Source organism: Halomonas sp. AOP30-A1-24, assembly GCF_052378165.1.
Lineage (GTDB): Bacteria > Pseudomonadota > Gammaproteobacteria > Pseudomonadales > Halomonadaceae > Vreelandella > Vreelandella citrativorans.
This window is the reverse complement of the sequence record NZ_JBQSXL010000011.1, coordinates 1-23,690: the sequence shown is the minus strand read 5'-3', so window position 1 is coordinate 23,690 and position 23,690 is coordinate 1. Positions and strand designations below refer to the sequence as shown.

Annotated in this window: 20 protein-coding genes; 11 read left to right on the top strand and 9 right to left on the bottom strand. The window is 53.9% G+C overall.

What is annotated here, in order from left to right; all coding sequences use genetic code 11:
* Positions 1-36 precede the first annotated feature (36 nt).
* A complete protein-coding gene (locus ACT3TJ_RS08120; protein ID WP_192528279.1) occupies positions 37-1,890 on the bottom strand; it encodes an ABC transporter ATP-binding protein in 1,854 nt (617 codons plus the stop codon).
* 367 nt (positions 1,891-2,257) lie between these two features.
* Here ACT3TJ_RS08120 and ACT3TJ_RS08115 point away from each other — a divergent pair, with 367 nt between their 5' ends.
* Positions 2,258-2,641, top strand: a complete 384-nt coding sequence (locus ACT3TJ_RS08115) for a winged helix DNA-binding protein (protein WP_442352912.1) — start codon at positions 2,258-2,260, stop codon at positions 2,639-2,641.
* A 207-nt stretch (positions 2,642-2,848) separates the two neighbouring features.
* Here ACT3TJ_RS08115 and ACT3TJ_RS08110 read toward each other — a convergent pair whose 3' ends face one another.
* Entirely contained in the window at positions 2,849-3,937 is a 1,089-nt protein-coding gene (locus tag ACT3TJ_RS08110; RefSeq protein WP_444621604.1) for an HDOD domain-containing protein, read from the bottom strand.
* Positions 3,938-4,154: 217 nt separating this feature from the next.
* Here ACT3TJ_RS08110 and ACT3TJ_RS08105 point away from each other — a divergent pair, with 217 nt between their 5' ends.
* Positions 4,155-4,850, top strand: a complete 696-nt coding sequence (locus ACT3TJ_RS08105; RefSeq protein WP_444621603.1) for an HAD family hydrolase — start codon at positions 4,155-4,157, stop codon at positions 4,848-4,850.
* Between the two features lie 42 nt (positions 4,851-4,892).
* Here ACT3TJ_RS08105 and ACT3TJ_RS08100 read toward each other — a convergent pair whose 3' ends face one another.
* From ACT3TJ_RS08100 to ACT3TJ_RS08085, 4 genes are all read right to left on the bottom strand, one after another.
* Positions 4,893-5,639 carry a sulfite exporter TauE/SafE family protein gene (locus ACT3TJ_RS08100; RefSeq protein WP_444621602.1) on the bottom strand — a complete coding sequence of 249 codons (747 nt, stop codon included), beginning with the start codon at positions 5,637-5,639 and terminating at the stop codon, positions 4,893-4,895.
* Positions 5,640-5,749: 110 nt separating this feature from the next.
* Positions 5,750-6,553 (bottom strand): 5-deoxy-glucuronate isomerase, encoded by an 804-nt coding sequence (gene iolB, locus ACT3TJ_RS08095; protein WP_193056640.1) that lies wholly within the window; start codon positions 6,551-6,553, stop codon positions 5,750-5,752.
* Positions 6,554-6,641: 88 nt separating this feature from the next.
* On the bottom strand, positions 6,642-7,637 hold the full coding sequence (gene iolG, locus ACT3TJ_RS08090; protein ID WP_193056641.1) for an inositol 2-dehydrogenase: 996 nt from the start codon (positions 7,635-7,637) through the stop codon (positions 6,642-6,644).
* 85 nt (positions 7,638-7,722) lie between these two features.
* Positions 7,723-8,577 (bottom strand): MurR/RpiR family transcriptional regulator, encoded by an 855-nt coding sequence (locus ACT3TJ_RS08085; RefSeq protein ID WP_193056642.1) that lies wholly within the window; start codon positions 8,575-8,577, stop codon positions 7,723-7,725.
* Between the two features lie 212 nt (positions 8,578-8,789).
* Here ACT3TJ_RS08085 and ACT3TJ_RS08080 point away from each other — a divergent pair, with 212 nt between their 5' ends.
* The 9 genes from ACT3TJ_RS08080 to ACT3TJ_RS08040 all read left to right on the top strand — a co-directional run bounded on the left by ACT3TJ_RS08080 (position 8,790) and on the right by ACT3TJ_RS08040 (position 20,236).
* Positions 8,790-9,734, top strand: a complete 945-nt coding sequence (locus tag ACT3TJ_RS08080; RefSeq protein WP_193056643.1) for a sugar ABC transporter substrate-binding protein — start codon at positions 8,790-8,792, stop codon at positions 9,732-9,734.
* Positions 9,735-9,786: 52 nt separating this feature from the next.
* Positions 9,787-10,917: an ABC transporter permease gene (locus ACT3TJ_RS08075; protein WP_193056644.1), complete on the top strand. Its 1,131-nt coding sequence runs from the start codon at positions 9,787-9,789 to the stop codon at positions 10,915-10,917.
* 1 nt (position 10,918) lies between these two features.
* The gene (locus ACT3TJ_RS08070; RefSeq protein WP_226912077.1) at positions 10,919-11,815 is read left to right on the top strand and encodes an ATP-binding cassette domain-containing protein; all 897 of its coding nucleotides are present in this window, start codon (positions 10,919-10,921) and stop codon (positions 11,813-11,815) included.
* A 9-nt stretch (positions 11,816-11,824) separates the two neighbouring features.
* Positions 11,825-12,622 carry a TIM barrel protein gene (locus tag ACT3TJ_RS08065; protein ID WP_193056645.1) on the top strand — a complete coding sequence of 266 codons (798 nt, stop codon included), beginning with the start codon at positions 11,825-11,827 and terminating at the stop codon, positions 12,620-12,622.
* A 116-nt stretch (positions 12,623-12,738) separates the two neighbouring features.
* Entirely contained in the window at positions 12,739-14,697 is a 1,959-nt protein-coding gene (locus ACT3TJ_RS08060; RefSeq protein ID WP_193056646.1) for a bifunctional 5-dehydro-2-deoxygluconokinase/5-dehydro-2-deoxyphosphogluconate aldolase, read from the top strand.
* 1 nt (position 14,698) lies between these two features.
* Positions 14,699-16,546 carry a 3D-(3,5/4)-trihydroxycyclohexane-1,2-dione acylhydrolase (decyclizing) gene (gene iolD, locus ACT3TJ_RS08055; protein WP_193056647.1) on the top strand — a complete coding sequence of 616 codons (1,848 nt, stop codon included), beginning with the start codon at positions 14,699-14,701 and terminating at the stop codon, positions 16,544-16,546.
* Between the two features lie 38 nt (positions 16,547-16,584).
* Positions 16,585-17,496: a myo-inosose-2 dehydratase gene (gene iolE, locus ACT3TJ_RS08050; protein WP_193056648.1), complete on the top strand. Its 912-nt coding sequence runs from the start codon at positions 16,585-16,587 to the stop codon at positions 17,494-17,496.
* Positions 17,497-17,531: 35 nt separating this feature from the next.
* The gene (locus ACT3TJ_RS08045; RefSeq protein ID WP_193056649.1) at positions 17,532-19,034 is read left to right on the top strand and encodes a CoA-acylating methylmalonate-semialdehyde dehydrogenase; all 1,503 of its coding nucleotides are present in this window, start codon (positions 17,532-17,534) and stop codon (positions 19,032-19,034) included.
* Positions 19,035-19,114: 80 nt separating this feature from the next.
* Positions 19,115-20,236, top strand: a complete 1,122-nt coding sequence (locus tag ACT3TJ_RS08040) for a Gfo/Idh/MocA family protein (protein WP_193056650.1) — start codon at positions 19,115-19,117, stop codon at positions 20,234-20,236.
* Positions 20,237-20,239: 3 nt separating this feature from the next.
* Here the strand turns inward: ACT3TJ_RS08040 and otnC are convergent, their stop codons facing one another.
* From otnC to ACT3TJ_RS08025, 3 genes are all read right to left on the bottom strand, one after another.
* Complete coding sequence (gene otnC / locus ACT3TJ_RS08035; RefSeq protein WP_193053377.1) at positions 20,240-20,887, bottom strand: 3-oxo-tetronate 4-phosphate decarboxylase; 648 nt, start codon at positions 20,885-20,887, stop codon at positions 20,240-20,242.
* Positions 20,884-22,170 carry a 3-oxo-tetronate kinase gene (gene otnK, locus ACT3TJ_RS08030; protein WP_193056651.1) on the bottom strand — a complete coding sequence of 429 codons (1,287 nt, stop codon included), beginning with the start codon at positions 22,168-22,170 and terminating at the stop codon, positions 20,884-20,886. Before otnK ends, otnC begins: the two co-directional genes overlap by 4 nt.
* 22 nt (positions 22,171-22,192) lie before the next feature.
* Positions 22,193-23,690 (bottom strand): tripartite tricarboxylate transporter permease (locus ACT3TJ_RS08025; RefSeq protein WP_444665558.1); only part of this gene is annotated, 1,498 nt, incomplete at its 5' end.

Genomic DNA, 23,690 nt, shown 5'->3' with positions numbered 1-23,690 from the left:
CCAAGGGCTTGTTATTTGTGTTAACAAAACGAGCAATTACAGGCGGGACGACGTGCCGCTACGCGACACAAAATGTCCTGCCGCTACTTCATCCAACGGGTAAATGGCGGGCTCGTCGCCTACTTTACGGATGGGACTTGGGATATCACCCTCCAATAACAGATGCTTACGGTGGTGAAGTGGATCCGCTACCGGGACGGCAGAAAGTAATTTTTGGGTATAAGTATGCTTGGGGGAGTCAAACACCTGTTGGCGTGACCCCATTTCAACAATTTGGCCCAGGTGTAGTACGGCAACGCGATGACTCATCTTTTCTACTACGGCCATATCATGGCTGATAAAGAGATATGCCAACCCCTCTTCACGCTGTAGTTGCATCATGAGATGAATAATTTGTGCCTGGATAGAGACGTCCAGTGCTGAGAGCGCTTCATCGGCAATAATAAGCTTGGGTTTAGACGCTAGCGCCCTAGCGATACAGATGCGCTGGCGCTGGCCGCCGGAAAACTCATGCGGATAGCGCTTGGCATGCTCTGGCTTAAGGCCAACCCGTTCGAGAAGCTCACTCACCCGTTGCTTAATACGTTTGCTATCACTTATTAAATAGTGGGTGTGGATGGGTTCAGCAATGGAGAAGCCTACCGTTTTGCGCGGATCTAGCGATGCAAAGGGGTCTTGGAAAATATACTGTACTTGCTGACGAAGCGTCATTTTCTCGCTGCGGGACATCTGTGAGACAGGCTTCCCAGAGAAAATAATGTCACCACTGTTGCTCTTTTGTAACTGCTGGATAGTGCGGCCAATGGTCGACTTTCCTGAGCCAGACTCACCTACCAGCGCCAGTGTTTCGCCTGGAGAGATAGCGAAGCTAACGTTCTCTACGGCATGGACGCGATGGCTAACGCCTCCAAAAAAGCCTTTATTGATATCGAAGCGCGTTACCAGATTTTCGACGCGTACTATCGGTTCCTCCTGAACACGAACCGTATCCTGAACGGTAGGTTCACCGTGGGTAACGATCTCTGTGCCGTCAAAGATAACGAGTGGGTCAGCGCACGGGAGCGCTTGTCCTTTCATGCTGCCCAGCGTAGGCACAGCCGCTAGAAGGGCGCGGGTGTAGGCTTCTTGAGGATGCTTAAAAAGAGGTTCAACATCCGCTTCTTCAACCTTTTCTCCATCACGCATGACAACTACATGATCGGCAATTTCAGCGACCACGCCCATGTCATGGGTGATGAAAATCACTGCCATGCCCAGTTCTTTTTGCAGGTCGCGAATAATCGTTAGAATTTGTGCTTGGATCGTGACATCCAGTGCTGTCGTCGGTTCATCGGCGACCAGTACCTTGGGCTTACAAGCGAGTGCCATTGCAATCATAACGCGTTGCCGCATGCCGCCAGATAGTTGGTGGGGGTAGCGCTTTAGCAAGGACTCGGCATCGGCCAATCGCACTAAGCGTAATAGTCGCAGTGCTTCTTCTTGTGCTGATGCTCGCGTGTAATCACCGTGAAGTAGCAAAACTTCGGTGATTTGATCACCAATCGTGTAAACCGGATTAAGCGATGTCATCGGCTCTTGAAAGATCATGGAAATATCCTTCCCACGGATCTTGCGCATCTGGCGATCAGATAACTGGGTCAGGTCGACAGGTGTGCTATCGACGTTTTTTTGAAAAAGAATACTGCCGTTGGCAATGGTGGCATTGAGATAGTGAACCAGACCCATGATAGCCAGTGAGGTCATGGATTTACCTGACCCGGACTCTCCTACGATCGCAAGCGTTTGACCGGGGTAGAGATCGAAAGATAGGTTCTTGACGACTCGGTTTGAGCCGAAGGCGATATCTAACGAATTAACGGATAGCAGCGGGTAGGGCGGTTGTGATGGCACAGAGTGTTTACCTGTATTTTTTATGTAATTTATATAGAAATTATCCGTAAGATGTCTGCGTGTCAATCGTGCAGTGTTTATCCCTTTCCTATTCTGTAAGCAACCCCGGCATTGATAACAAGTTGCCAAACATCCGAAACTACGTAGAGTATGGTTCCCTAGCGAGCGATCAAGCAGCGTAAATATATGTTTACGAACAAAGACAATGGATATGTTAGCGATGATAGAATCAAGCCAGACAGTAGTCAGTAGTCGAGAGCCGATCGTCTCTTCGGAGCACTTATCTCATAAGGCTCACGAACTCTCGGAATTTGAATTTGGCGTTATTATTTCGAGCCATGCGTTTAATCGTTGGATGGTGCGTTGCATGGCGGCGACCGGATACCCTGAATTGAGCGCTCTGGATGTCCTGGTGTTGCATCGGGTGAACCATCGAGGGAGAGCCAAGCGCCAATCTGATATCTGCCTGGTACTTAACGTGGAAGATACGCATACCGTTACTTACGCGCTTAAAAAGCTAACCAAACTTGGCTTGGTGATAGGCGAAAAGCAGGGTAAAGAGACGTATTTCAGTACAACTGAACAAGGAGGCGGTGTGTGTAGCCGTTATGCTGAAATACGAGAAACATGCTTGATTGACTCACTCGCTTCCATGGGAATTGAACGGGCCGAAATCAGCCGCGTGGCAGGTATTTTGCGCGCCATGTCAGGTCTTTATGATCAGGCCGCGCGAGCCGCTGCTTCTTTATGAATACACTTTATGATCACGTAGCGGTTAAAATCAACTTCAATTAGGCCCACTTTTATCGATCGCTGATATCTAATGCTTTATTTTATTGCTGTTTATTTGAAATGTTTCGTCGACGAGAAAAGATAAGGGTGAAAATAACAATATACTTAAAAAACAGGTCGCTTAATCACGGCCTGTTTTTTTAGCATGGGTCAAAATGCGGTTTATCTATTTTTTATGCTTGCGTACTAGCCCTGATCGCTTGGCATCAAGAGAAGCATCCCGTCGGATACGCTCTTTGGGACTGGTGTTGTCATTGGGGTAGCGCAATGAGATTAACGCTTGTTTTTGGGCTTCTAGTTGAGAACCAAGCGTCAGCGTGTGCTGAAAGAGCAGTTGATGAGCTTCCGCCAACAGGGCCGTGCTATCGACCTCTATGGGCGTATTCATGTTCATCACATTGGCAATCAGGCTGGTCTGATGCTGAACATTATAAAGCACTTCGTCGAGCTGCAGCGTGTCGGCATAGCTAACGGTCTTGAGTTGATATAACAAGGCCGCCAGTTGAGATGCTGGGTTGTTGGATAGCCAGGCATCGGCAATGGGCCCTGACAAACGAAGGCAGAGAAGTGCTTTATCACTGACTAAAAAGCTTTCATGGCTTTGGCGTATGGCCATTGCCGCGTGATTGGACATTCCCCATTTAGAAGCTAACCAAGCGCCAACCAGCGTATGGTCGCAGCCAAAGCAGCGTTGCTCTGCTTGCGTTATCTCAGTATGCGATAAGGAAGTATCGGTATAGAGTTTGTCGGCTTCTTCAGGGTAGGCTGCCTGTAACGCTAATATGCCAATATCCTGTAGTAGCGCCTGTGTAAATATGCTGCCACTTTTGTCAGGACATAGCTGCTCAGCCAAATAGCGGGCTACCAGGGCCGCAGTGATGGTGCGTTGCCAAGCCTGATGACGATTAGGCGCTTCTTGAAACAAACTAAACCCTAATATAACAGGCAGCGTTGCGTTTATACCAAGACGCTGCATGGCTTCAATACAGGTTTGAACAGGTGGCGCTGAGCGCGTGTAATAGGCGCTATTCGCGAGCGCAATGAGGCGCAGTGTTAACGCTGGATCGTGCTCAATCGCTTTGGCGTAATCGCTCAAGGTTGAACTTGATGAACGGGCTATATCAAGCACTTTAAGCGCTACAGACGGTAGCGTTGGTAGGCTCTTGCACTGTAAAAGTGATTGGCTCAAAAACGCTGGCAGTTCATCAGTCAGTGTTATGTAGAGCGTATCGACTGATACTAAAGGGCCCGTCATGGGATAATCTCCTTGTGTGTTGTCAGCGTAGCGGGCAGCGGCTGTCAGTACTTTCGTTAATCATATACCCCGTAGGCGTCGACGTCTTCCATGCTGATGCAATGAACAGCGCTTGTACAGCGGGTGAGTAACAACGAATGGCTTGCGGTTGTCATCTTTTTGCCATGATTCGTGGCATATCCTACGCGCCGTCAATCCGCGACGATAGGAGTGCTTTATGCGGCTGGCCTTGTTTGACCTTGATGATACTCTCTTGGATGGAGATTGTAGCGACCGCTGGAATTTATGGATGTTCGAGCAGGGTTGGATCAGCAACGCCGAGACCTTTCTCGCCCGGGCTGAGCAGATGCAGCAGGCCTATCATGCGGGTCAATTAAAGCTGGAAGAGTATCTGGCGATGACGCTGGCGCCGCTTAAGAACAGGCTCGTTACTGACGTAGAAAAAGAAGTAGAGCGCTTTGTTGCGACGCATATTCAGCCGCGTATATTCGCTCAAGCCTTGGCATGCCTGGCGGCTCATCGTCAGGCGGGTGATACGTTAGTGTTGATTTCTGCCTCGTCGCATCACTTGGTCGCACCCATTGCCAAGATGCTGGGTATCGCCCACGTGCTGGCGGTGGACCTAAGCATTGATAAAGAGGCAGAAGAAGCGCGTTATACCGGTGAGAGTGAGGGCATTTTCTCTTACCGCGGCGGTAAAGTGCTGCGCTTGCAGCAGTGGCTAACGGAGCACCAGATTACCCCCAGCCACACCATGTTCTACTCGGACTCCCGCAACGATTTACCGCTTCTGCAATATGTCGATTACCCCGTGGTGGTTAATCCCGATCCTGTGCTGGCTGAGGTCGCGAGCCTTGAAGGGTGGCAGAGGCTGGACTGGCGAACCTGGCCGCTACCAGGTTGTCAGTTGTAAAGACACTCTACGCAAACAATTGTATTGGGAGACGTTCACCTCTTAAGGCGCCAACGCCTGCCAAATCAAATTCATACCCACCAGGAACATGGCCAGTATAACCAGGCGATAAAACCACTGCTCATTAACTCGGCTTTGTAGCCAAAGGCCGCTGCGCACGCCTACCCAAGCGACCGGCACCAAGAGTAGCGATGCCCAAGCACTGGTCATATTGATTTCACCAAGCCACAGGTACGGGCCCAGTTTAATCACGTTAACCGCGGTAAAGGTGACAACGCAGGTGGCGATAAAGGTCTCTTTAGGCAGTTTTCGAGGCAGTAGGTAAAGATTGAGTGGTGGGGCGCCTGCATGGGCAATAAAGCTTGTGAAACCACACACGCTGGCGGCAGGCAGCGCCCAACGCGTAGAGATAGGCTTGGCGGCCAATGGCTTTAACAGCATATACGCAGCAAACACCACTGAAATACCCCCCAACACCAGGCGAACGCCCTGTTCGCTCAGGCTGCCAAAGAGTAGCGTGCCCACTGCAACACCGACGAAGAGCCCTGGCAAAAATCGCCATACTTCGGCCATGTCATGCTTGCCCCACCATGCTTTCACTGCCAATACGTCCATGACCAGCAGTAGCGGCAGCAATAGACCTGCGGCCTGCGTGGGACTAATCACCAGTGCCATCAGCGGCACCGAAAGCGTGCCAAAACCACCAGCAAAGCCGCCTTTTGAGACGCCCGTCAGATACACCGAAAATCCGATCAATAGCCAAGCGATAATGGAGTAGTCCGGCAGCATGGCAATTCCTAAAAAGCCCGAAGTTGAAACGCTTAACGCGAAAACCCCGCGCAGGCGGGGCATGGAAGGATAGCATCTGGTGAGCGTTGCCAGGCACAGAGCAGGCCGATTTAGCGGTTAATCAACCACTCATGGTCGGGGTCATTGTGAAATTGCCAGGCGCGTTTAGGCCCTGCCATCACGTTCAAATAGTAGAGCGAGTAGCCATGAGGCGCGCCCACTGGATGATAGCCTTTGGGTACCAGCACACAGCAGCCGTTTTCCACGGCCATGGTTTCATCAAGCGAGCGGTCGTCGGTATACACACGCTGAAAGGCAAAGCCCTGGGAAGGATTGATGCGGTGATAGTAAGTCTCTTCCAATAATGACTCGTGAGGCAAGTTATCCACATCGTGTTTATGTGGCGGATAGCTCGACCAGTTACCCTCAGGCGTAAACACCTCCACCACCAGTAAGCTATCGGCGGGTTCGTTTTCCGGCAAAATATCGTGCACATGACGAACGTTACTGCCTTGTCCACGGGTGCTTTTTTTGATGCTATCCGGAGCGATCAAGCGCGGTGCATGGTTGCCCTGCCCGGGAGCTGCACATACCGCAAGCTCCAGGTCGGTGGTGGCTTCTACCTGGTAGCTTGCGCCATTGGGCAAATAAACGGCGTAGGGTGGAATCTGTTCAAAGACATCCATCCGCTCGCCGATATCTTCAAAGTGGTGCTCGCCGCTGACGACATTGGCACGCCCGGTTAGCAGTACCAGGCAGACTTCCTGGTCACCTGTGCTGGCTTCAATTCGTGCCCCCTTGGCAAGCGTGTGGACCCGAAAGCCAACGTGTTCCCAGCCCGCTGAGGCCGGAGTTACGTCGATGATAGTGCCCTGCTCATCAGGGGCGGTGGGGCGTACCAGTAGTGAAGCCATATATCGCTCCTTCTAAAAGCTAGCGTTTTGAGTGCTGCTAACCGTTTTGAGTAGGTAATTGGTGAGCAAGAAAAAATTGAGCGGATGTTTAAACCGCTGCCTCCAGCAGTATTTTGCGCCCCTCTCGCCGTGAATGTTCCGCCGCATCAGCTAAACGCAGGGCTTCCAATCCGTCCTGAGCGCCTGCTAACGGTGCACGGTGCTTTTTCCAGGCATCCACAAAATCATTAATCTCTAACCGGTAGGCTAGCGCATAGCGCTCCAGGAAAAACCACTTAGGCTTTTCTTCCACTTGGCCAGAAGTGCCTGTAAAGCGCAGCCGTGTATCGCTCTCGTTTTGCGCCTGCAGCATGCCTTCGCTTCCGAAGGCTTCAATACGCTGATCATAACCATAGCAGGCGCGTCGAGAGTTGCTGATTTGGCAGAGCTTTCCGCTCGCAGTGGTGAGCGTTACCATGGCAGTATCGACATCGCCTGCTTCGCCAATGGCTGGGTCGATCAAGCAGCTACCCACCGCAAAGACGCTTTCGATTGGCTCACCAAGGAGCCAGCGCGCCATATCCAGATCATGAATCATCATGTCGCGAAACAGCCCGCCCGAGTCACCCACGTACTCAGCAGGTGGTGGTGAAGGGTCACGGCTGATGATCGTCAAGGTTTCCAACGCGCCAATACGCCCCTGAGCAATCGCTTCTTTAAGCGCTGCAAATTGAGGGTCGTGACGGCGGTTAAAGCCGAGCGCGCAGGTGACGGGATGTTCGCTAAGCACTTGTAGCGCGTCCCGAGTGCGCGCCAAGTCAAGCGCGATGGGCTTTTCGCAGAGAATCGCTTTACCTGAGCGTGCCGCCCGCTCCAGGTACTCCGCGTGCGTTGGGGTGCTTGAGGCAATCAAAACGGCATCAATGGTAGCGTCTGCAAAAATTGTATCGACATCAACGGCGCGGCTACCGTACTGCATGGCCAGCGCTTCGGCAGCGGGCGAGTGGAAATCAGCCACCGCGGCGAGGGTAATGTCAGGGTGTAAATCGATGGCTTGGGCATGCACCTTGCCGATGCGCCCAGCGCCGATGAGAGCGAGTTTCATAATCCCTCCTGTTTTGTTCTTGGCATTCAGGTGTGTTGGATTGTTGGGTATTACGTGTCTTTTTCTATGTTTATGTCTTTTATGCCTATGTCGGTGCTGCCGTAGCGCTCTTTTCGCGCGCCTTGTCTTGGCGTACTCCTAAAGAAATCGCCAAGGCCTGGGTCAAACATAGTGAGGCGGTCAAGCCGCGAAAACTCTTCACTTCTGCCTCCTGAACTACAAAGACAACATCTGCCAAACGGGCGAGTGGGCTTAAGCTTGAGTCGGTAATCACGATAATGGGCAAGTTACGCTGCTTGGCATATTCACACGCTTGCTGGGCCTCCTCAGCATAGGGCGAAAAGCTAATTGTCAGCAGGGCGTCGTGCTGGCTCATGGCGCGCAGCTGTTCCCGGTACATGCCTCCCAGGCCGCCCACCAGTAAGGCGGGTTTATCCACATGGGCCAAGGCATAGGTCATATAGCTTGCAACCACAAAGCTACGCCTGGCACCCATAACGTGAATCGCATGCGCTTTTTCAAAGATATCCAGTGCTTCTTCGAGGCTTGCAGGGTCAATACGGCTCGGTAGCTGCTCCAGTACGTCGCGATTGGCATCCGCAAATTCCCATAGCAACTGTGTGCTATTCGGCGTTTCTCCCGTCGCGCTACGCACTGCACGAATACGTTCGGTGTAATTGGGTAGCTCATTCACTAAACGGCTACGAAACAGCTGCTGCATTTCGGAAAAGCCCTTAAAGCCCAAACTGTTGGCCAAGCGAATCAGCGTAGAGGGTGTGACATCCGCCTGTTCGGCAATTTTAGCCACGGTGGCTAGCGCTACCTCTTGAGGATGATCAAGCATGAAGCGTGCTGTTTGCTGGAGTCGTTTGCTCAGCGAGTCGTACTCGGCAGTGAGTAACACTTCCAGCTCACGATAACTTTGTGGTGGCTGCTGCATGAACGTTCCTCAGCGTTTAATCGTAGGCCACTGGGCAATCATTCCCAGTGGCGAGCTGAAATGCAGTTTAGTTTATTGAAATGAATATTCCATTAATACCAAAGTTTAGAATAAATAATTTGGTGCTTTTGTTTTCAGAATCTATATTTCATAGCGCCAAGGCATTTAATGCCACTTCCAACCAATAATGATAATGCTAAGAGGAATTAATTATGGCACGTCTATCTTGTGGTATAGCGCGATGGCTATCAGTTGCTGCCGCTGCTGGTTTGATGAGTTCTGCCGTGTATGCAGAAAGCAGTCGCTTCGTCATGGTAACGCACGGTGTCCCGTCTGATCCCTTTTGGTCCATTGTAAAAAATGGCGCGGAAGCGGCGGCTGAAACGGTGGGTGCAACGCTTGAATATCGAGCACCTTCTACGTTTGATATGGCCCAGATGCAGCAACTCGTGCAGGCGGCGATAGCCTCCGATCCCGATGGCTTGATTCTGTCTTTCACCGACGAAAATGCCTTGGGCGGCGTTGTCCAAAGCGCGGCTGATAACGGCATCCCTGTGATTACGATCAACTCGGGTGGCGACGTGGCACGTAATTATGGCGCCCGGCTTCATGTAGGACAAAGCGAATACGAGGCGGGTAAGCAAGCGGCTGAACGCATGCAGGAAATGGGCGTTGAAAAAGGCGTCTGCATCAATCATGAGCAGGGCAACCAGGGACTTGACCAGCGCTGTGATGGTTTTGTTGACGGTTTTAACGGCAATGCCGAGCAGCTCGCGACAACGTATGACCCTACCAGTATTCGCAATGCCATCATTGCCTACCTTAATCAGAACGAAGATGTTCGAGGTGTACTAACGCTTGGACCGCTTTCCGCCGAGCCGATGATCCGCGCCATGCGTGATCAAGGGGCAACCGATATGTTCACGCTTGGCACCTTTGATCTTTCTCCCGGCATCCTGGAAGCCCTTGAAGCGGGCGAGTTGGATTTTGCGATCGACCAACAGCAATACATGCAGGGTTATTTACCCGTCATGTTCCTTGATCAGTTCGTTAAGAACGGCCTGCTACCGGCAGGTGACGTAGCCACCGGCCCCGGTTTTGTAACCCAGGAAAACGCCGCCCAGGTCGTTGAACTGAGCAGTCAGGGTATTCGCTGAACATTACCTATTCAAAAGGCTCGACGGTGTCGAGCCTTGGGAGTCGATCGCTATGAATTCCAATGAAGCCAAACAGCCTGCTACGCCAGCGGATGTTCCCCAGGACGAGCGTATCCAGCGAGTCTCGTTTTGGAAGAAAGCGCTAAACCGGCCGGAGCTGGGAGCCTTGGCGGGGGCTGTTTTGGTCCTCTCTTTCTTCATTGTTGCCTCAAGTGGCACCGGCATGTTTACGCCTGCGGGGATCATTAATTTTCTTGAAGTAGCCGCTCAGCTCGGCATTATTGCCACCGCTGCGGCGCTACTAATGATTGGCGGCGAATTTGACCTGTCGATTGGTTCAATGATTGGGTTGGCGGGCATTCTGATCGCTATCCCTGCCGTGGAGTATGACTGGCCGCTGTGGGCTGCTATCTTGTTGGCGTTTAGCTGTGCGGGCCTGGTCGGTTGGATTAACGGCAACCTGGTTAATCGCACTGGGCTGCCTTCCTTCATTGTAACGCTGGGTTTCCTGTTTATTCTGCGTGGCCTAGCGATCGGTGTCAGCCGTTTACTCACCGGGCGGACCCAAGTGGGCGGGGTGCACGAACATATCCCCGGCGATTGGTTTGCAGCGCTCTTTTCGGGTGAAGTCGCGACCGGGCTCTTCAGTTGGATGGCCACCAATGGTTGGATAGCGACCAACTTTGCGGGTAACCCCGTGGTTTCTGGCATTCCCGTCTCTATTGTCTGGTGGCTGGGCCTAACCGCCTTGGCAACCTGGGTGCTGTTGTGTACTCCTTACGGTAACTGGATCTTTGCCAGCGGCGGTGATGCTAATGCGGCACGCAACTCGGGCGTGCCGGTGCATCGGGTCAAGATTTCGCTGTTCATGTTTACCGCCTTCTCCGCGACTATTTTTGCCTGCATCCAGGTGATGGATACCGGCTCAGCGGACACTATTCGCGGCATGTTGAAAGAGCTTGAGGCCATTATTGCCGTGGTGATTGGTGGGGCTTTGCTGACCGGTGGCTACGGCTCTGCCATTGGCGCGGCGCTGGGTGCACTGATCTTCGGCATGGTGCAGATGGGCATCTTTTACACCGGTGTTAACACCGACTGGTTCCAGGTATTCCTTGGCGTCATGCTGCTGGTGGCCGTGTTGTTCAACAATTACATGCGCAAAAAAGCAATGGAGGCCAAGTAATATGACGACACGTACTCCAATGATCGAAATGCGCAGTGTCAGTAAGCACTTTGGCAGTGTCATTGCTTTAAGTGACATTTCCATGCAGGTGTATTCCGGTGAGGTAATGTGCTTGCTTGGGGACAACGGTGCCGGAAAATCCACACTGATCAAAACGCTTTCCGGTGTCCATCAGCCTACCCATGGCGAAATGCTTTTGGGTGGTGATCCGATGCATTTTAAATCGCCTGCTTATGCGCTGGATGCCGGTATTGCGACGGTTTTCCAGGATCTGGCGATGGTGCCTCTGATGTCGATTACCCGTAACTTTTTTATGGGACGTGAACCCACCGTAGGCTGGGGGCCGTTCAAACGTATTAACTGGAAATACGCCGACCGGATCGCCAAAGAAGAGATGTCAAAGATCGGTATTGATGTACGTGATCCCAGCCAGCCTGTCGGTACCCTTTCCGGTGGCGAGCGCCAATGTGTCGCCATTGCTCGAGCGGTTTATTTTGGGGCCAAAGTGCTGATTTTGGATGAGCCCACATCAGCGCTTGGTGTCAAACAGGCCTCGGTGGTCTTGCGTTACATCGCTAAAGCACGCGCTGATGGGCTGGCGGTCATCTTTATCACTCATAACGTCCATCACGCTTACCCCGTCGCTGATGCGTTTACCTTGTTATCACGTGGTGGCAGCTTGGGCTCCTATCGTAAAGAAGACGTTACCCGCGAAGAAGTGCTCAACATGATGGCCGGTGGGGCTGAACTTGAGAGTCTGGATGCCGAACTCGCCGAGTTTCAGCGCTGCGACCGCGAAAAAAAAGCCGGTAGCGATGCCGAAGGCCAGCCCGGCTCTATAGCCGGTGGAAGAAGTACTGATGACCCCGTCAAGGAACATGTGGCAGGCGGTTACTAAGGAGTCATGATGAGTATACCCACTTCATCGTCGCCTTTTACGCTCGCCGTTTGCGCTGAAATGGTCTTCTGCGATCAGCCAATGATTGAGCGTGTTAAGCGTATCGACGAGCTAGGTTTCAACGTAGAAATTTGGGACTGGACTCGACATGACATTCAGGCGCTGGCCAATAGCGGAGCAGTGTTCTCATCCATGACCGGTTACGTCTCAGGCACCTTGGCAGATAGTGCTGGCGCAAATGAGCTACTGCACACGGCGGCTGCGTCGGTCGAGGTAGCCAAGCGACTTGGTATTCCACGCCTTAACCTGCACGGCACTGGGTTGAATACTGAAGGCCTTCCCGTAAAACCGTGCTACCAGTTGACCGGAGCCATGTGGCTCAAAGCGCGTGAAACCTTGAACCGACTGGCGGATTTAGGTGAACAGCACGGTGTCACTTTTGTGCTGGAAAATCTCAACACCGACGTTGATCACCCCGGCGTACCGTTTGCACGCTTGGTGGATGTGCTGACGCTTGTAGAAAGTGTTGATCGCTCCAGCCTGCGTATCATGTTGGACGTTTATCACGCCCAAATTGGCGAAGGTAACCTTATTGAGCTGATCCAACGCTGTGCTCCCTACATTGGGGAAGTGCAGGTAGCCGATGTGCCGGGGCGCTGTGAACCGGGAACTGGCGAGATTAACTACGCGGTCATAGCCCGCACGCTGAACGATATAGGCTACCGCGGCACGGTGGGGCTAGAGGGCTGGGCATCAGGTGATGATGAGCTTGCACTTGAAAGATTCCGAACGGTCTTTTCACTTTAAACGCCACTGTATGCCCTCTGGAAAAGTGTCTATCGGCAACTGCCAAAGCACTTCTATAAACCCGGGACCTGGTACTTGATACTCAGTACCACCACGAGTGACGTGGGGAGACGTTAATGCTGAATAATAATGGACAACAACAGCCGCTTGATCTGATTTGTTTGGGGCGTGTGGCCGTTGATCTTTACGCCGAACAAATTGGTAGCCGATTGGAGGATGTGGCGAGTTTTGCCAAGTACCTGGGCGGGAGCTCCGGCAATGTCGCTTATGGTACTGCGCGCTTAGGGCTGAAGTCGGCCATGCTTTCACGGGTAGGCAACGAGCAAATGGGCCACTTTGTACGTGAAGAACTTTCGCGAGCAGGGGTGGATACTTCCGTGCTACAAACCGACCCTGAGCGCCATACGGGCCTGGTACTGCTGGCCTTGAAAGACCGTGAAAGTTTTCCGCTGCTGTTCTACCGTCGCGATTGCGCAGATATGGCTATCGATGCTGCGGCCATTGATCTTGACTTTATTGCGAGGGCCAAGGCGCTTGCGATCACTGGCACTCACCTTTCAACCGAAACCACCCGAAAAGCGTGCCGAAAGGCGCTGGACGCAGCGGCCTACGCGGGCGTTAAACGTGTGCTGGATATCGACTATCGCCCTGTGCTGTGGGGGCTGACCCATCCCGGTGATGGTGAAACCCGTTTTATTGCTGATGGCAAAGTAACCACTGATCTCCAGCAATGGTTGCCTGATTTTGATCTGATTGTCGGCACGGAAGAAGAGTTTCACATTGCAGGCGGTAGTACGGACACCCTGGAAGCCTTACACAACGTACGCCGGGTAAGTGCGGCCACGTTGGTGTGCAAACTGGGCCCATTAGGTTGTGTGGTGTTTGAAGGGGATATTCCGCCACGTATCGAAGACGGCATTTTGGTCGAAGGGGTACAGGTTGAAGTGCTGAACGTACTGGGCGCGGGCGATGCCTTTATGAGCGGCCTGTTGCGGGGCTGGTTGCGTGATGAGCCTTGGCAAACCTGTGCTCAGTACGCCAATGCATGTGGTGCGCTGGTGGTGTCTCGCCATGGATGCGCGCCTGCTATGCCAACCGAGGATGAGCTGTTTGATTATCTGGCACGCCGTGATGATGTACCTCGGCCGGATGTAGATAAACGTTTAAATCATCTGCACCGTGTAACAACGCGTGTGCCCGTTCAATGGCCTGAAGTGCTTGGCTTGGCCTTTGATCACCGCCGCCAGCTCACTGACATGGCGCGCGATGAGCAGGCGGAGGCCACCCAATTACCCAAGCTTAAAAAACTTCTGGTAACGGCCGCCGAGGAGGGCGCAAAACGCGGTGGCCTCGCCACACCAGCGATTCTGGTCGACGATGTATTTGGCCAGGATGCCCTCAATCAGGCAAGCGGGCAGGGCTGGTGGATTGGCCGCCCCGTTGAGCTACCCGGCTCACGCCCGCTACGTTTTCAGCATGGCGATGACTTGGGCTCATGCCTGCGTCATTGGCCCCGCGAGCAGGTTATCAAGTGCCTCGTTTTCTACCACCCGGACGATGCCTTACCCCTGCGTTTGGAACAGGAAGAGCGCCTTCGCCAGCTTTATCAATCCGCCTGTTCACAAGGTCTGGAACTGTTGATTGAAATTATTCCACCGGCCGATATGACCTGTGATGACACAACGCTGCCGCGTAGCCTGCAACGGCTTTACAACCTGGGAATTCGCCCCGACTGGTGGAAGCTGCCCATGATGTCTGGCGCTGCATGGAAAGCCGTTGGCGAAATTATTAACCGTGAAGACGCTTACTGTCGTGGTGTTGTCCTGTTGGGGCTGGACGCACCTATGACGGAAATGAAGCAGGGTTTTATGGAAGCGGCCAGGCACCCTTGCTGCAAGGGCTTTACCGTAGGACGCACGCTGTTTGCCCAGGCAAGTCGCGAATGGTTGGCAGGCCGTCTTGATGACGTCAGTTTGGTACAGCAGGTGGCCTGCAATTATGCCGAATTGATTCACGCATGGCGGCAGTTACGAAATAGCCAGCCGCAAACGTTGCCCTATACGGAGGAGGCGTGAGATGAGAACGATCCGACTCACCATGGCCCAGGCGTTAGTCAAATACCTGGCAGTTCAACGTATTGAAATAAACGGCACTGATGTACCGTTGTTTGAAGGGGTCTTTGCGATTTTCGGCCATGGCAATGTGGCTGGTTTGGGTGAGGCGCTTTATCACGTCAAGGAAACGCTGCCGACGTATCGCGCCCATAACGAGCAAACCATGGCACATGCGGCGATTGCTTTTACCAAAGCGAACGGGCGAAGGCGCCTGATGGCCGCGACCAGTTCCATTGGGCCAGGCGCGACCAATATGGTGACGGCAGCAGCACTTGCCCACGCCAATCGCCTTCCGGTTTTGTTATTACCGGGCGACACGTTTGCCACGCGTGCTCCTGACCCGGTGCTACAGCAGGTCGAACATTTTGGTGATCCGACGATCAGTGTTAATGACTGTTTTCGTCCCGTGTCACGCTATTTTGATCGCATCAGCCGCCCTGAGCAGCTGCTCACCAGTCTGCCTCAGGCGATAGCCACGCTACTTGACCCTGAACACTGTGGCCCGGTAACGCTTGCCCTGCCGCAGGATGTGCAAACATTTGCCTACGATTATCCAGACGCCTTTTTTATCCCCAAAGTACACCGCATTCGCCGCTCGCCACCTGTGCTTGACGAGTTACAGCACGCCGCTGTCGCACTTAAACAGGCAAAGCGGCCGTTAATCATTGCTGGGGGTGGGGTGCATTACGCCGATGCCTGCGAAATGCTGGCGAACTTTGCACAAGTGCACGGTATCCCTGTCGCCGAGTCACAGGCGGGAAAAGGCGCGTTAGCGGATAGCCATCCGTTCGCCGTAGGAGCGATTGGTGTCACCGGTAGCGCTGCCGCCAACCGTTTGGCTGAACAGGCGGATGTCATTTTAGCGATTGGAACTCGCTTGCAGGATTTTACGACTGGATCCCGGGCGCTGTTTGAACGTCGTGAAAAAACGCTTATAGCCCTTAACGTTGGTCGTTTTGATAGCCTCAAACATCACGCGATACCGTTTATCTGCGATGCGCGTGTTGGCTTACAGCAGCTTGACGGTGAGCTGGGGGAATGGCGTGCTTCAGATAGCTGGCGAGAGCAGGCAGGAGCGCTAAAGCGTGAATGGGCTGACGTGGTTAAACGGGTGACGGCAGATAAAGGCCTTCCATTACCCTCCGATGCTCAGGTAATCGGCGCTGTTAACCGCCAGGCAGGGGACGACGTAACCGTGGTGTGTGCGGCTGGCGGGCTGCCGGGGGAACTGCATAAGCTATGGCAGTGTTCGGGTCCTGGAAGCTATCACGTGGAGTACGGCTTCTCGTGCATGGGGTATGAGATTGCCGGCGGCTTGGGCGTCAAAATGGCTAAGCCTGAGCGCGAAGTGGTCGTCATGGTTGGCGACGGTAGTTACCTGATGCATAACTCAGAGCTCGCCACCTCGGTAATGTTGGGCCATAAGCTGATCGTCGTTGTATTGGATAATCGCGGCTATGGGTGCATTAACAGGCTTCAGCACGCAACGGGAGGGGAAGGGTTCAATAACTTGCTTAAGGATTGCCGCAGTGTCGAGGCGGGCGCACCCAAAACCGATTTTGCGGCCCATGCGAAAGCACTGGGTTGTCAGGCGGAATCGATTACGGGGATTGCCGCGCTGGAGCAAGCGCTGGTGCGTGCCCGCCAAGCAGCCACTACCTATGTGATTACCTTGGACACGGACCCGATCCCCAGCACCGAGGAAGGCGGCGCCTGGTGGGAAGTGGCCGTACCCGAGGTCTCTTCCCGGGAGCAGGTCACGTCCGCTTATCAAGGCTACCGCGATGCCAAGCAGCATCAAGCGCGCTGAGCCTGCTTAATCATCCAATAACGATAAGGATACATGCTATGCCAACCGTCACGCTGGGGATCAATCCACTCACCTGGACCAACGATGACTTACCCAGTTTGGGAGCTTCGACACCGCTGGAAACCTGTTTGCAGGAAGGCCGCGAAGCGGGCTTTACAGGGTTTGAACTAGGCAACAAGTTCCCGCGAACACCGGATGCCTTGGGTAAGGTGTTAAAGGATCATGAGCTGGCCCTGGTATCCGGCTGGTATTCCGCCCATCTGTTGGAAAGAAGCCCTGAGGAAGAGATTGCGGCCGTTCAGGACCACTTGAACCTGCTCAAGCAGTGTGGGGCCAGCGTTATGGTGTTCTGTGAAGTATCTCGGTGCGTGCACGGTGACCAACAGCGCCCTCTTTCTCAGCGCCCCCATCTTTCTGAAGATGATTGGCAGCGTTTATGCAGCGGTCTGGATATCGTTGGAGATTATCTCAAGTCGCAAGGCATTCAACTGGTATATCACCACCATTTAGGCACGGTGATTGAAAGCCAGACAGACGTTGAACGTTTGATGGATAGCACCGGAGAAGGCGTAGGGTTACTGCTTGATTTTGGACATTTGCGTGGCGCAGGGGGTGATCCATTAACCATCGCCCAGCGCTACAGCACACGTATTCACCACGTGCACTGCAAGGACCTACGCTTCCCTGTACTTGAAGCTGTGCGTAACCGTGATAAAAGCTTTTTAAATGGCGTGCTGGATGGTCTTTTTACCGTGCCTGGTGATGGCGATGTGGATTTTTTACCGGCGTTAACGCATCTGTGTGATCAGGGTTATCAGGGCTGGCTTGTTGTTGAGGCAGAGCAAGACCCCGAAGTTGCTCACCCATTGACGTATGCCCGCTTGGGCTACCGTAATTTGCACGATCTTGCCGAACAGGCAGGCTTCGATGTTGCCAGTGCCACTTATTAGTCGGCGCCACGACCATCCGTTAAACAGGAGCTTGCATGAAGACGTTATCCCATTTCCTTAACGGCCAGCTTACATCGGGCAGCAGCGAACGCTATGCACCGGTGTATAACCCAGCGACCGGAGAGCAGAGTGCCCAGGTCATGTTGGCGACCGCCGATGAAACGCGTGAAGCCGTGCGCATCGCTTCTGACGCCTTCACGGAATGGTCAAAAACACCGCCGCTCAAGCGTGCACGCATTCTGTTTAAGTTTAAAGCGCTGGTCGAAGAGCACATCGACGAACTAGCGCGACTGATTTCCAGCGAACACGGCAAGGTGTTTTCTGATGCCAAAGGTGAAGTGACTCGGGGCCTTGAAGTTGTCGAGTTTGCTTGCGGTATTCCTCACCTGCAAAAGGGCGAGCACTCCATGAACGTGGGTACCGGGGTGGATAGCTACTCGATGATGCAGCCGCTGGGCGTCTGTGCAGGTATCTCGCCGTTTAACTTCCCCGCCATGGTGCCCATGTGGATGTTTCCCATTGCGCTGGCTTGCGGCAATACTTTTGTCATGAAGCCCTCTGAAAAAGATCCCTCAACGCCGCTACGCCTTGCGGAACTACTCACAGAAGCGGGCCTGCCCGATGGCGTCTTTAATGTCGTCAACGGCGACAAAGAGTCGGTCGATGTGCTGCTCACCGATGAACGGGTCCAGGCGGTCAGTTTTGTCGGCTCCACGCCGATTGCCGAGTACATTTACGCGACCGCATCGGCCCATGGCAAACGCGTTCAGGCGCTGGGCGGGGCTAAAAATCATATGGTGATTATGCCCGATGCGGACCTTGATCAAGCGGTGAGCGCGCTGATGGGAGCAGCCTATGGGTCTGCTGGCGAGCGCTGCATGGCTATTTCCGTTGCGGTTCCGGTGGGTGAAGACACGGCGAATCGTTTAAGAGAAAAACTGGTTGCTGAACTGGCTAATTTGACCGTCGGACCGGGCCTGGTCGATGGCCCCGACAATGATATGGGCCCGCTGATTACCCGTGAGCATCGCGATAAGGTCGCTGACTATATCCAGGTAGGCGTTGACGAAGGGGCCGAGTTAGTGATTGACGGCCGCCAGGCCGATATCGAGAGTGCGGGAAATGGCTATTTTATTGGTGGAGCGCTTTTCGACCATGTGACGCCAGCCATGCGCATTCACGCTGAAGAAATCTTTGGGCCCGTTTTATCCATTGCCCGTGCTGCAAGCTTTGATGATGCCGTGGCGATGATTAATGCGCATGAATACGGCAATGGCACGGCGATTTTTACCCGCGATGGTGACGCCGCACGTCAATTCTGTGAGCAGATCCAAGTCGGCATGGTGGGCGTCAATGTTCCTATTCCCGTACCCATGGCATTCCATAGCTTTGGCGGCTGGAAGCGTTCTCTGTTTGGCCCCTTGCATATGCATGGCCCCGATGGCGTGCGTTTCAATACCCGTATGAAGACGATTACCCAGCGCTGGCCAAGCGGTATTCGTGAAGAGACCAATCACTTTTCAATGCCCACTATGTAATGGCTAACGAAGGGTAAAACTAACGCCGAGCGCTGCTCGGCGTTTGCTTATGGCCTGCCTTGTTCACAGGAATAATGACAATGAAAACGCTCACTATTGGTTTAATCGGAACAGGTTTTATGGGCAAAGCCCATGCTATTGCGTTTAATGCAGCGCCCAGTGTCTTTGATCTGCCTGCAAAACCGGTTTGTGAACTGCTGGCGGACGTGAATCTTGAGGTAGCGCAAAGCCGGGCAAATGCCTGGGGGTTTGCTCGTGCTACTGATAACTGGCGCGCACTGGTGGCGGATAGCGCCGTCGACGTTGTGGATATTTGTGCCCCCAATTTTTTGCATAAAGAAATGGCCTTGGCAGCCATTGCGGCGGGTAAGCATGTTTATGCTGAAAAGCCGTTGGCGCTCAGCACGGCTGATGCGCAGGAGATGGCCGCGGCTGCCGAACAGGCAGGCGTCAAAACACTGGTCGGATTTAACTACATTCGCAATTCAGCCACACAGCTGGCACGCGATATTGTGGCAAGCGGCGAAATTGGCGAGTTGATCCATTTTCGTGGGCGGCATAATGAGGACTATCTACTTGATCCTCAAAAGCCCCACGATTGGCATACCCAGCGAGCCACCGCCGGTGCTGGCGCCTTGGGCGATGTAGGCTCGCATATTATCAATATGGCCGAGTTCCTGACCGGTCAACGCATCACTTCGGTGTGTGGTCAGCTACAAACGGTGATTGCCATGCGCCCCACAGCGGATGGCACAGGTATGGCTAAGGTTGAAAACGATGACCAGGCCCAAGCAATGTTGCGCTTTAACAATGGCTTGATTGGAAATATTGAAACCTCACGAGTAGCGGCAGGCAGAAAGATGGGGCTTGCCTATACGCTGACGGGCACCAAAGGAGCGATTGTCTTTGATCAGGAACGTATGAGTGAGCTGCAACTCTACCGCCACGAAGCGAATAGCGGTCGACGCGGGTTTACCACGCTGCTGACCGGCCCTGAACACCCTGACTATGCCGCCTTCAGCCCTGCACCCGGCCATGGCTTAGGCTATAACGATCAGAAAATTATCGAGGTGCGCGATTTGGTGGAAGGTATTATCAACGACCGCCCGCTCTACCCTGATTTTCGAGAGGCCGTGCGTGTGAACCGCTTGATCGATGCCATCGAAGCATCGCATCAGGCGGGGCGTTGGATTGAAGTATAACTGTTAATCTCTCGGAAACCGGGCTTCCAATTCAGCAACCTGTTCAGGCGTCAGCACACGCGGGTTTTCGCCGCGCAACAGCAGAAACAGCTTGGCCGTTTCTTCGAGCTCTTCGGTGGCATACACTGCCGCTTCAAGATTTTTACCGGCGACAACCGGGCCGTGGTTGGCGAGTAGCACGGCGCTGTGCTTGCCTGCTAGGCCGCGTACCGCTTCGCCCAGCTGTTGGTCGCCCGGGATGTGGTAAGGCACCAGGGGAAGCTTGCCTACGCGCATGGCGTAATAGGCGGTGAGCGGCGGAATGCAGTCGCAAGGGTTGATACCCGGCAGGCAGGAAACCGCCACCGAATGCGTGGAGTGCAGGTGCACGATAGCGCCGGACTGAGGGCGCTCATCGTACATCGCCATATGCAGAAACTGCTCTTTGGTGGGCTTATCACCGCTGATTAGCTGGCCTTGGGTATCCAGGTGCGAGATGCGTGCAGGGTCCAGACGGCCAAGGCAGGCGTTGGTAGGCGTCATCAGCCAGCCGCCGTCATCCAGGCGCACGCTGATATTGCCACTGGAGCCCATGGTCAGGCCACGATCGAACAGCGATTTCCCCAGCGTGCTGATCTGTTCACGCAGGCAGTTCTGGTCGTGAGTACTCATACCAATACCTCAAACGCTCGTGTGAAGAAATCCATACTGCCAAAGTTGCCCGATTTGAGTGCCAGGGAAAGTGGGGCCTCGCGGTTGGCAAGTGCCGCCTGTGTCCAGGGCACGCCGGGATCGATCTGCTCGCCGATACGTAGCACTGAAATGCCCAGGGCAGACACCACCGCTCCTGAAGTTTCGCCACCGGCAACTACCAGTCGGCCAACGCCTTCATTGACCAGAGTAACGGCAAGCTGGCTTAACGCTTTTTCGACGATGAGGCCGGCCTTATCGACGCCCAGTTCCACCTGAGCAGCCTTGACCTTTTCAGGATCAGCTGAGGCATAGATCAAGGCAGGTGCATCTTGTTCAAGACGCTCGAACGCGAAGGCCAGGGCTTGTTCCCATTGTTTGTCGTCTTTCGCCAGAGCCTGCGGGTCAAGCGCAAAACCAGCGCCAGGATGGCGTTCGAGGAAATCAGCAACCTGGGCAAGCGTTGCCCGTGAGCAGCTGCCAGACAGTGCCAGCATGTTACCCGAGGCGGGTTGAAGACGCCCGGGCTCGGCTATCTCGGCAAGCCAACCCTGTTTGCGGTACTGGGCAGGCAGGGCTTGGCCTAGCCCCGAACCGCCGGTTACCAAGGGCATCGTTACCGTTGCCTCCGCCAAGACGTCCAGATCGCTGTCATCGACGGTATCGCAAATCACGTGGCGTACGTTTTTAGCCGCCAGAGCGTCAAGGTGTTGGCGAGTGGCTTCGGCCCCTTTGGCTAGCGTGGTGCGGCTGGCCAAGCCAACGGAGTGGGAAGTCTGGCGCGAAAGCACGCGTACAAGATCCGCATCGGTCATGGGTGTCAGCGGGTGATGCTGCATGCCGCTATCGTTAAGCAGGCGATCGCCAACGAACAGGTGCCCTTGGTATACCGTACGGCCATTAATCGGAAATGCCGGGACCATCACGGTTTGCGAAATGCCGAGTCGATCAAGTAGTGCATCGGCAACCGGGCCGATGTTGCCCTTGTCGGTTGAATCAAAGGTTGAGCAGTATTTAAAAAATATCTGCTGGGCACCCTGTTCACGCAGCCACTCAAATGCCGCCAGTGAATCGGTGGTGGCCTCATTAACCGGACAGGAGCGCGATTTAAGCGCTACTATCACGGCATCCACGTTGCTTAAATCGGGCGAGGTGGTCGGCACCCCAATAACTTGAACGCAGCGCATGCCGCCGCGTACCAGGTTATTGGCAAGGTCAGTGGCGCCGGTGAAATCGTCGGCGATAGCGCCCAGTACGATGGTCATAGCATTCTCCAGGATACGGGCTTCAGGTAGTGGCCTTGCGACGTGCGCGCTTGATCAGCGGCGTAATCAGCGTGACGGCCAGCAGAAGGAAAGCAATACTCAGCAGTGTGGCGCTGATAGGACGCTCAATAAAGATGCTGAAGTCGCCTTGTGACATGGATAGCGCACGGCGCAGCTCGCTTTCTGCGATAGGGCCCAATACCAATCCCAAAATGATGGATACCAGGGGGAAGTTGATCTTCTCAAGCAGATAGCCCAACACGCCAAAGCCCATCATCAACCATACATCAAACATGGAGTTGCGCACCGAATAGGTACCCACGATGCAGCACATGATAATGATGGGGCCGAGTGCGGAATAAGGTACATTCAGCAACTTGGTAAACAGCACGATGAACGGCTTTGAGAAAAGCAGAATCATAAAGTTGACGATAAACAGCCCGGCAAAGACGGCGTAGATCAAGTCACTGCTGGTCAGCATGAACATTGGCCCAGGCTGCAGGCCGTGCATGATAAACGCGCCTAGAATAACGGCTGTAGTGCCGCTACCCGGAATGCCCAGCGCAAAAAGTGGTACCAGTGCACCCATGGCCGCTGCGTTATTGGCAGACTCAGGGGCGGCAATACCTTCCGGCGCACCCTTCCCAAATTTCTCGGGATGCTTGGACCAGCGGACCGTTTCGCTATAACTCACCATCGCCGCGGTACTGGCACCGATACCCGGCAGGATACCGATGATGACCCCGATAATGGATGAGCGCGACAGGGTCATACCGATTTGGCGCAGGACAGGTAGATCGAAAATCTTGACCTTCACCTTTTTCAAGGGCTGATGGCTTTCATGGTCCAGCGTACGTTTCATGACTTCTGAAACGGCAAACAGACCCACAATGACCGGAATCAAGCCCACGCCTTCGGCCAGATTAAGATTGCCAAAGGTAAAGCGGCTGGTGCCGGTGAGCGGGTCAATACCAATGGTCGCAATGAATAGGCCTAGCGCCGCACCAATCAAGCCAAATATGAGGCGACCGCCTAGTGAAGCCACCACGGTTAAACCGAGTACCGCCAAGGCAAAGTACTCAGGAGATGAAAACTTCAAGGCCATCTTGGCCAGCATGGGCGTGAATATAATAAGCGCGACGGTGCCCACAAGCCCTCCAATAGCGGAGCTTAAAACGCCGATACCCAAGGCTTTGCCTGCCTCTCCACGCTGAGTCATGGGATAGCCGTCAAACGCCGTCATGACCGCTTCAGGAGTGCCCGGGGCACGGTATAGAATGGCCGTAATCAAACCTGAAAAGACCGTTGCTCCATAGATGGCGGTCAGTACCATAAAGGCTGTGGTCGGCTCCATGCCATAAGTAACCGGCAGCAGGATAACCACCAGAATAACGCCGCTAACGCCGGGCAGTGCACCACCGATAAAGCCGATAAGCACGGCAGAGGTTAAGAGCAGTAGATTGAGTGGCTGCATCACCACGGCTAACCCAGCCAAAAAATGTTCTAGCATGGTCGACTCC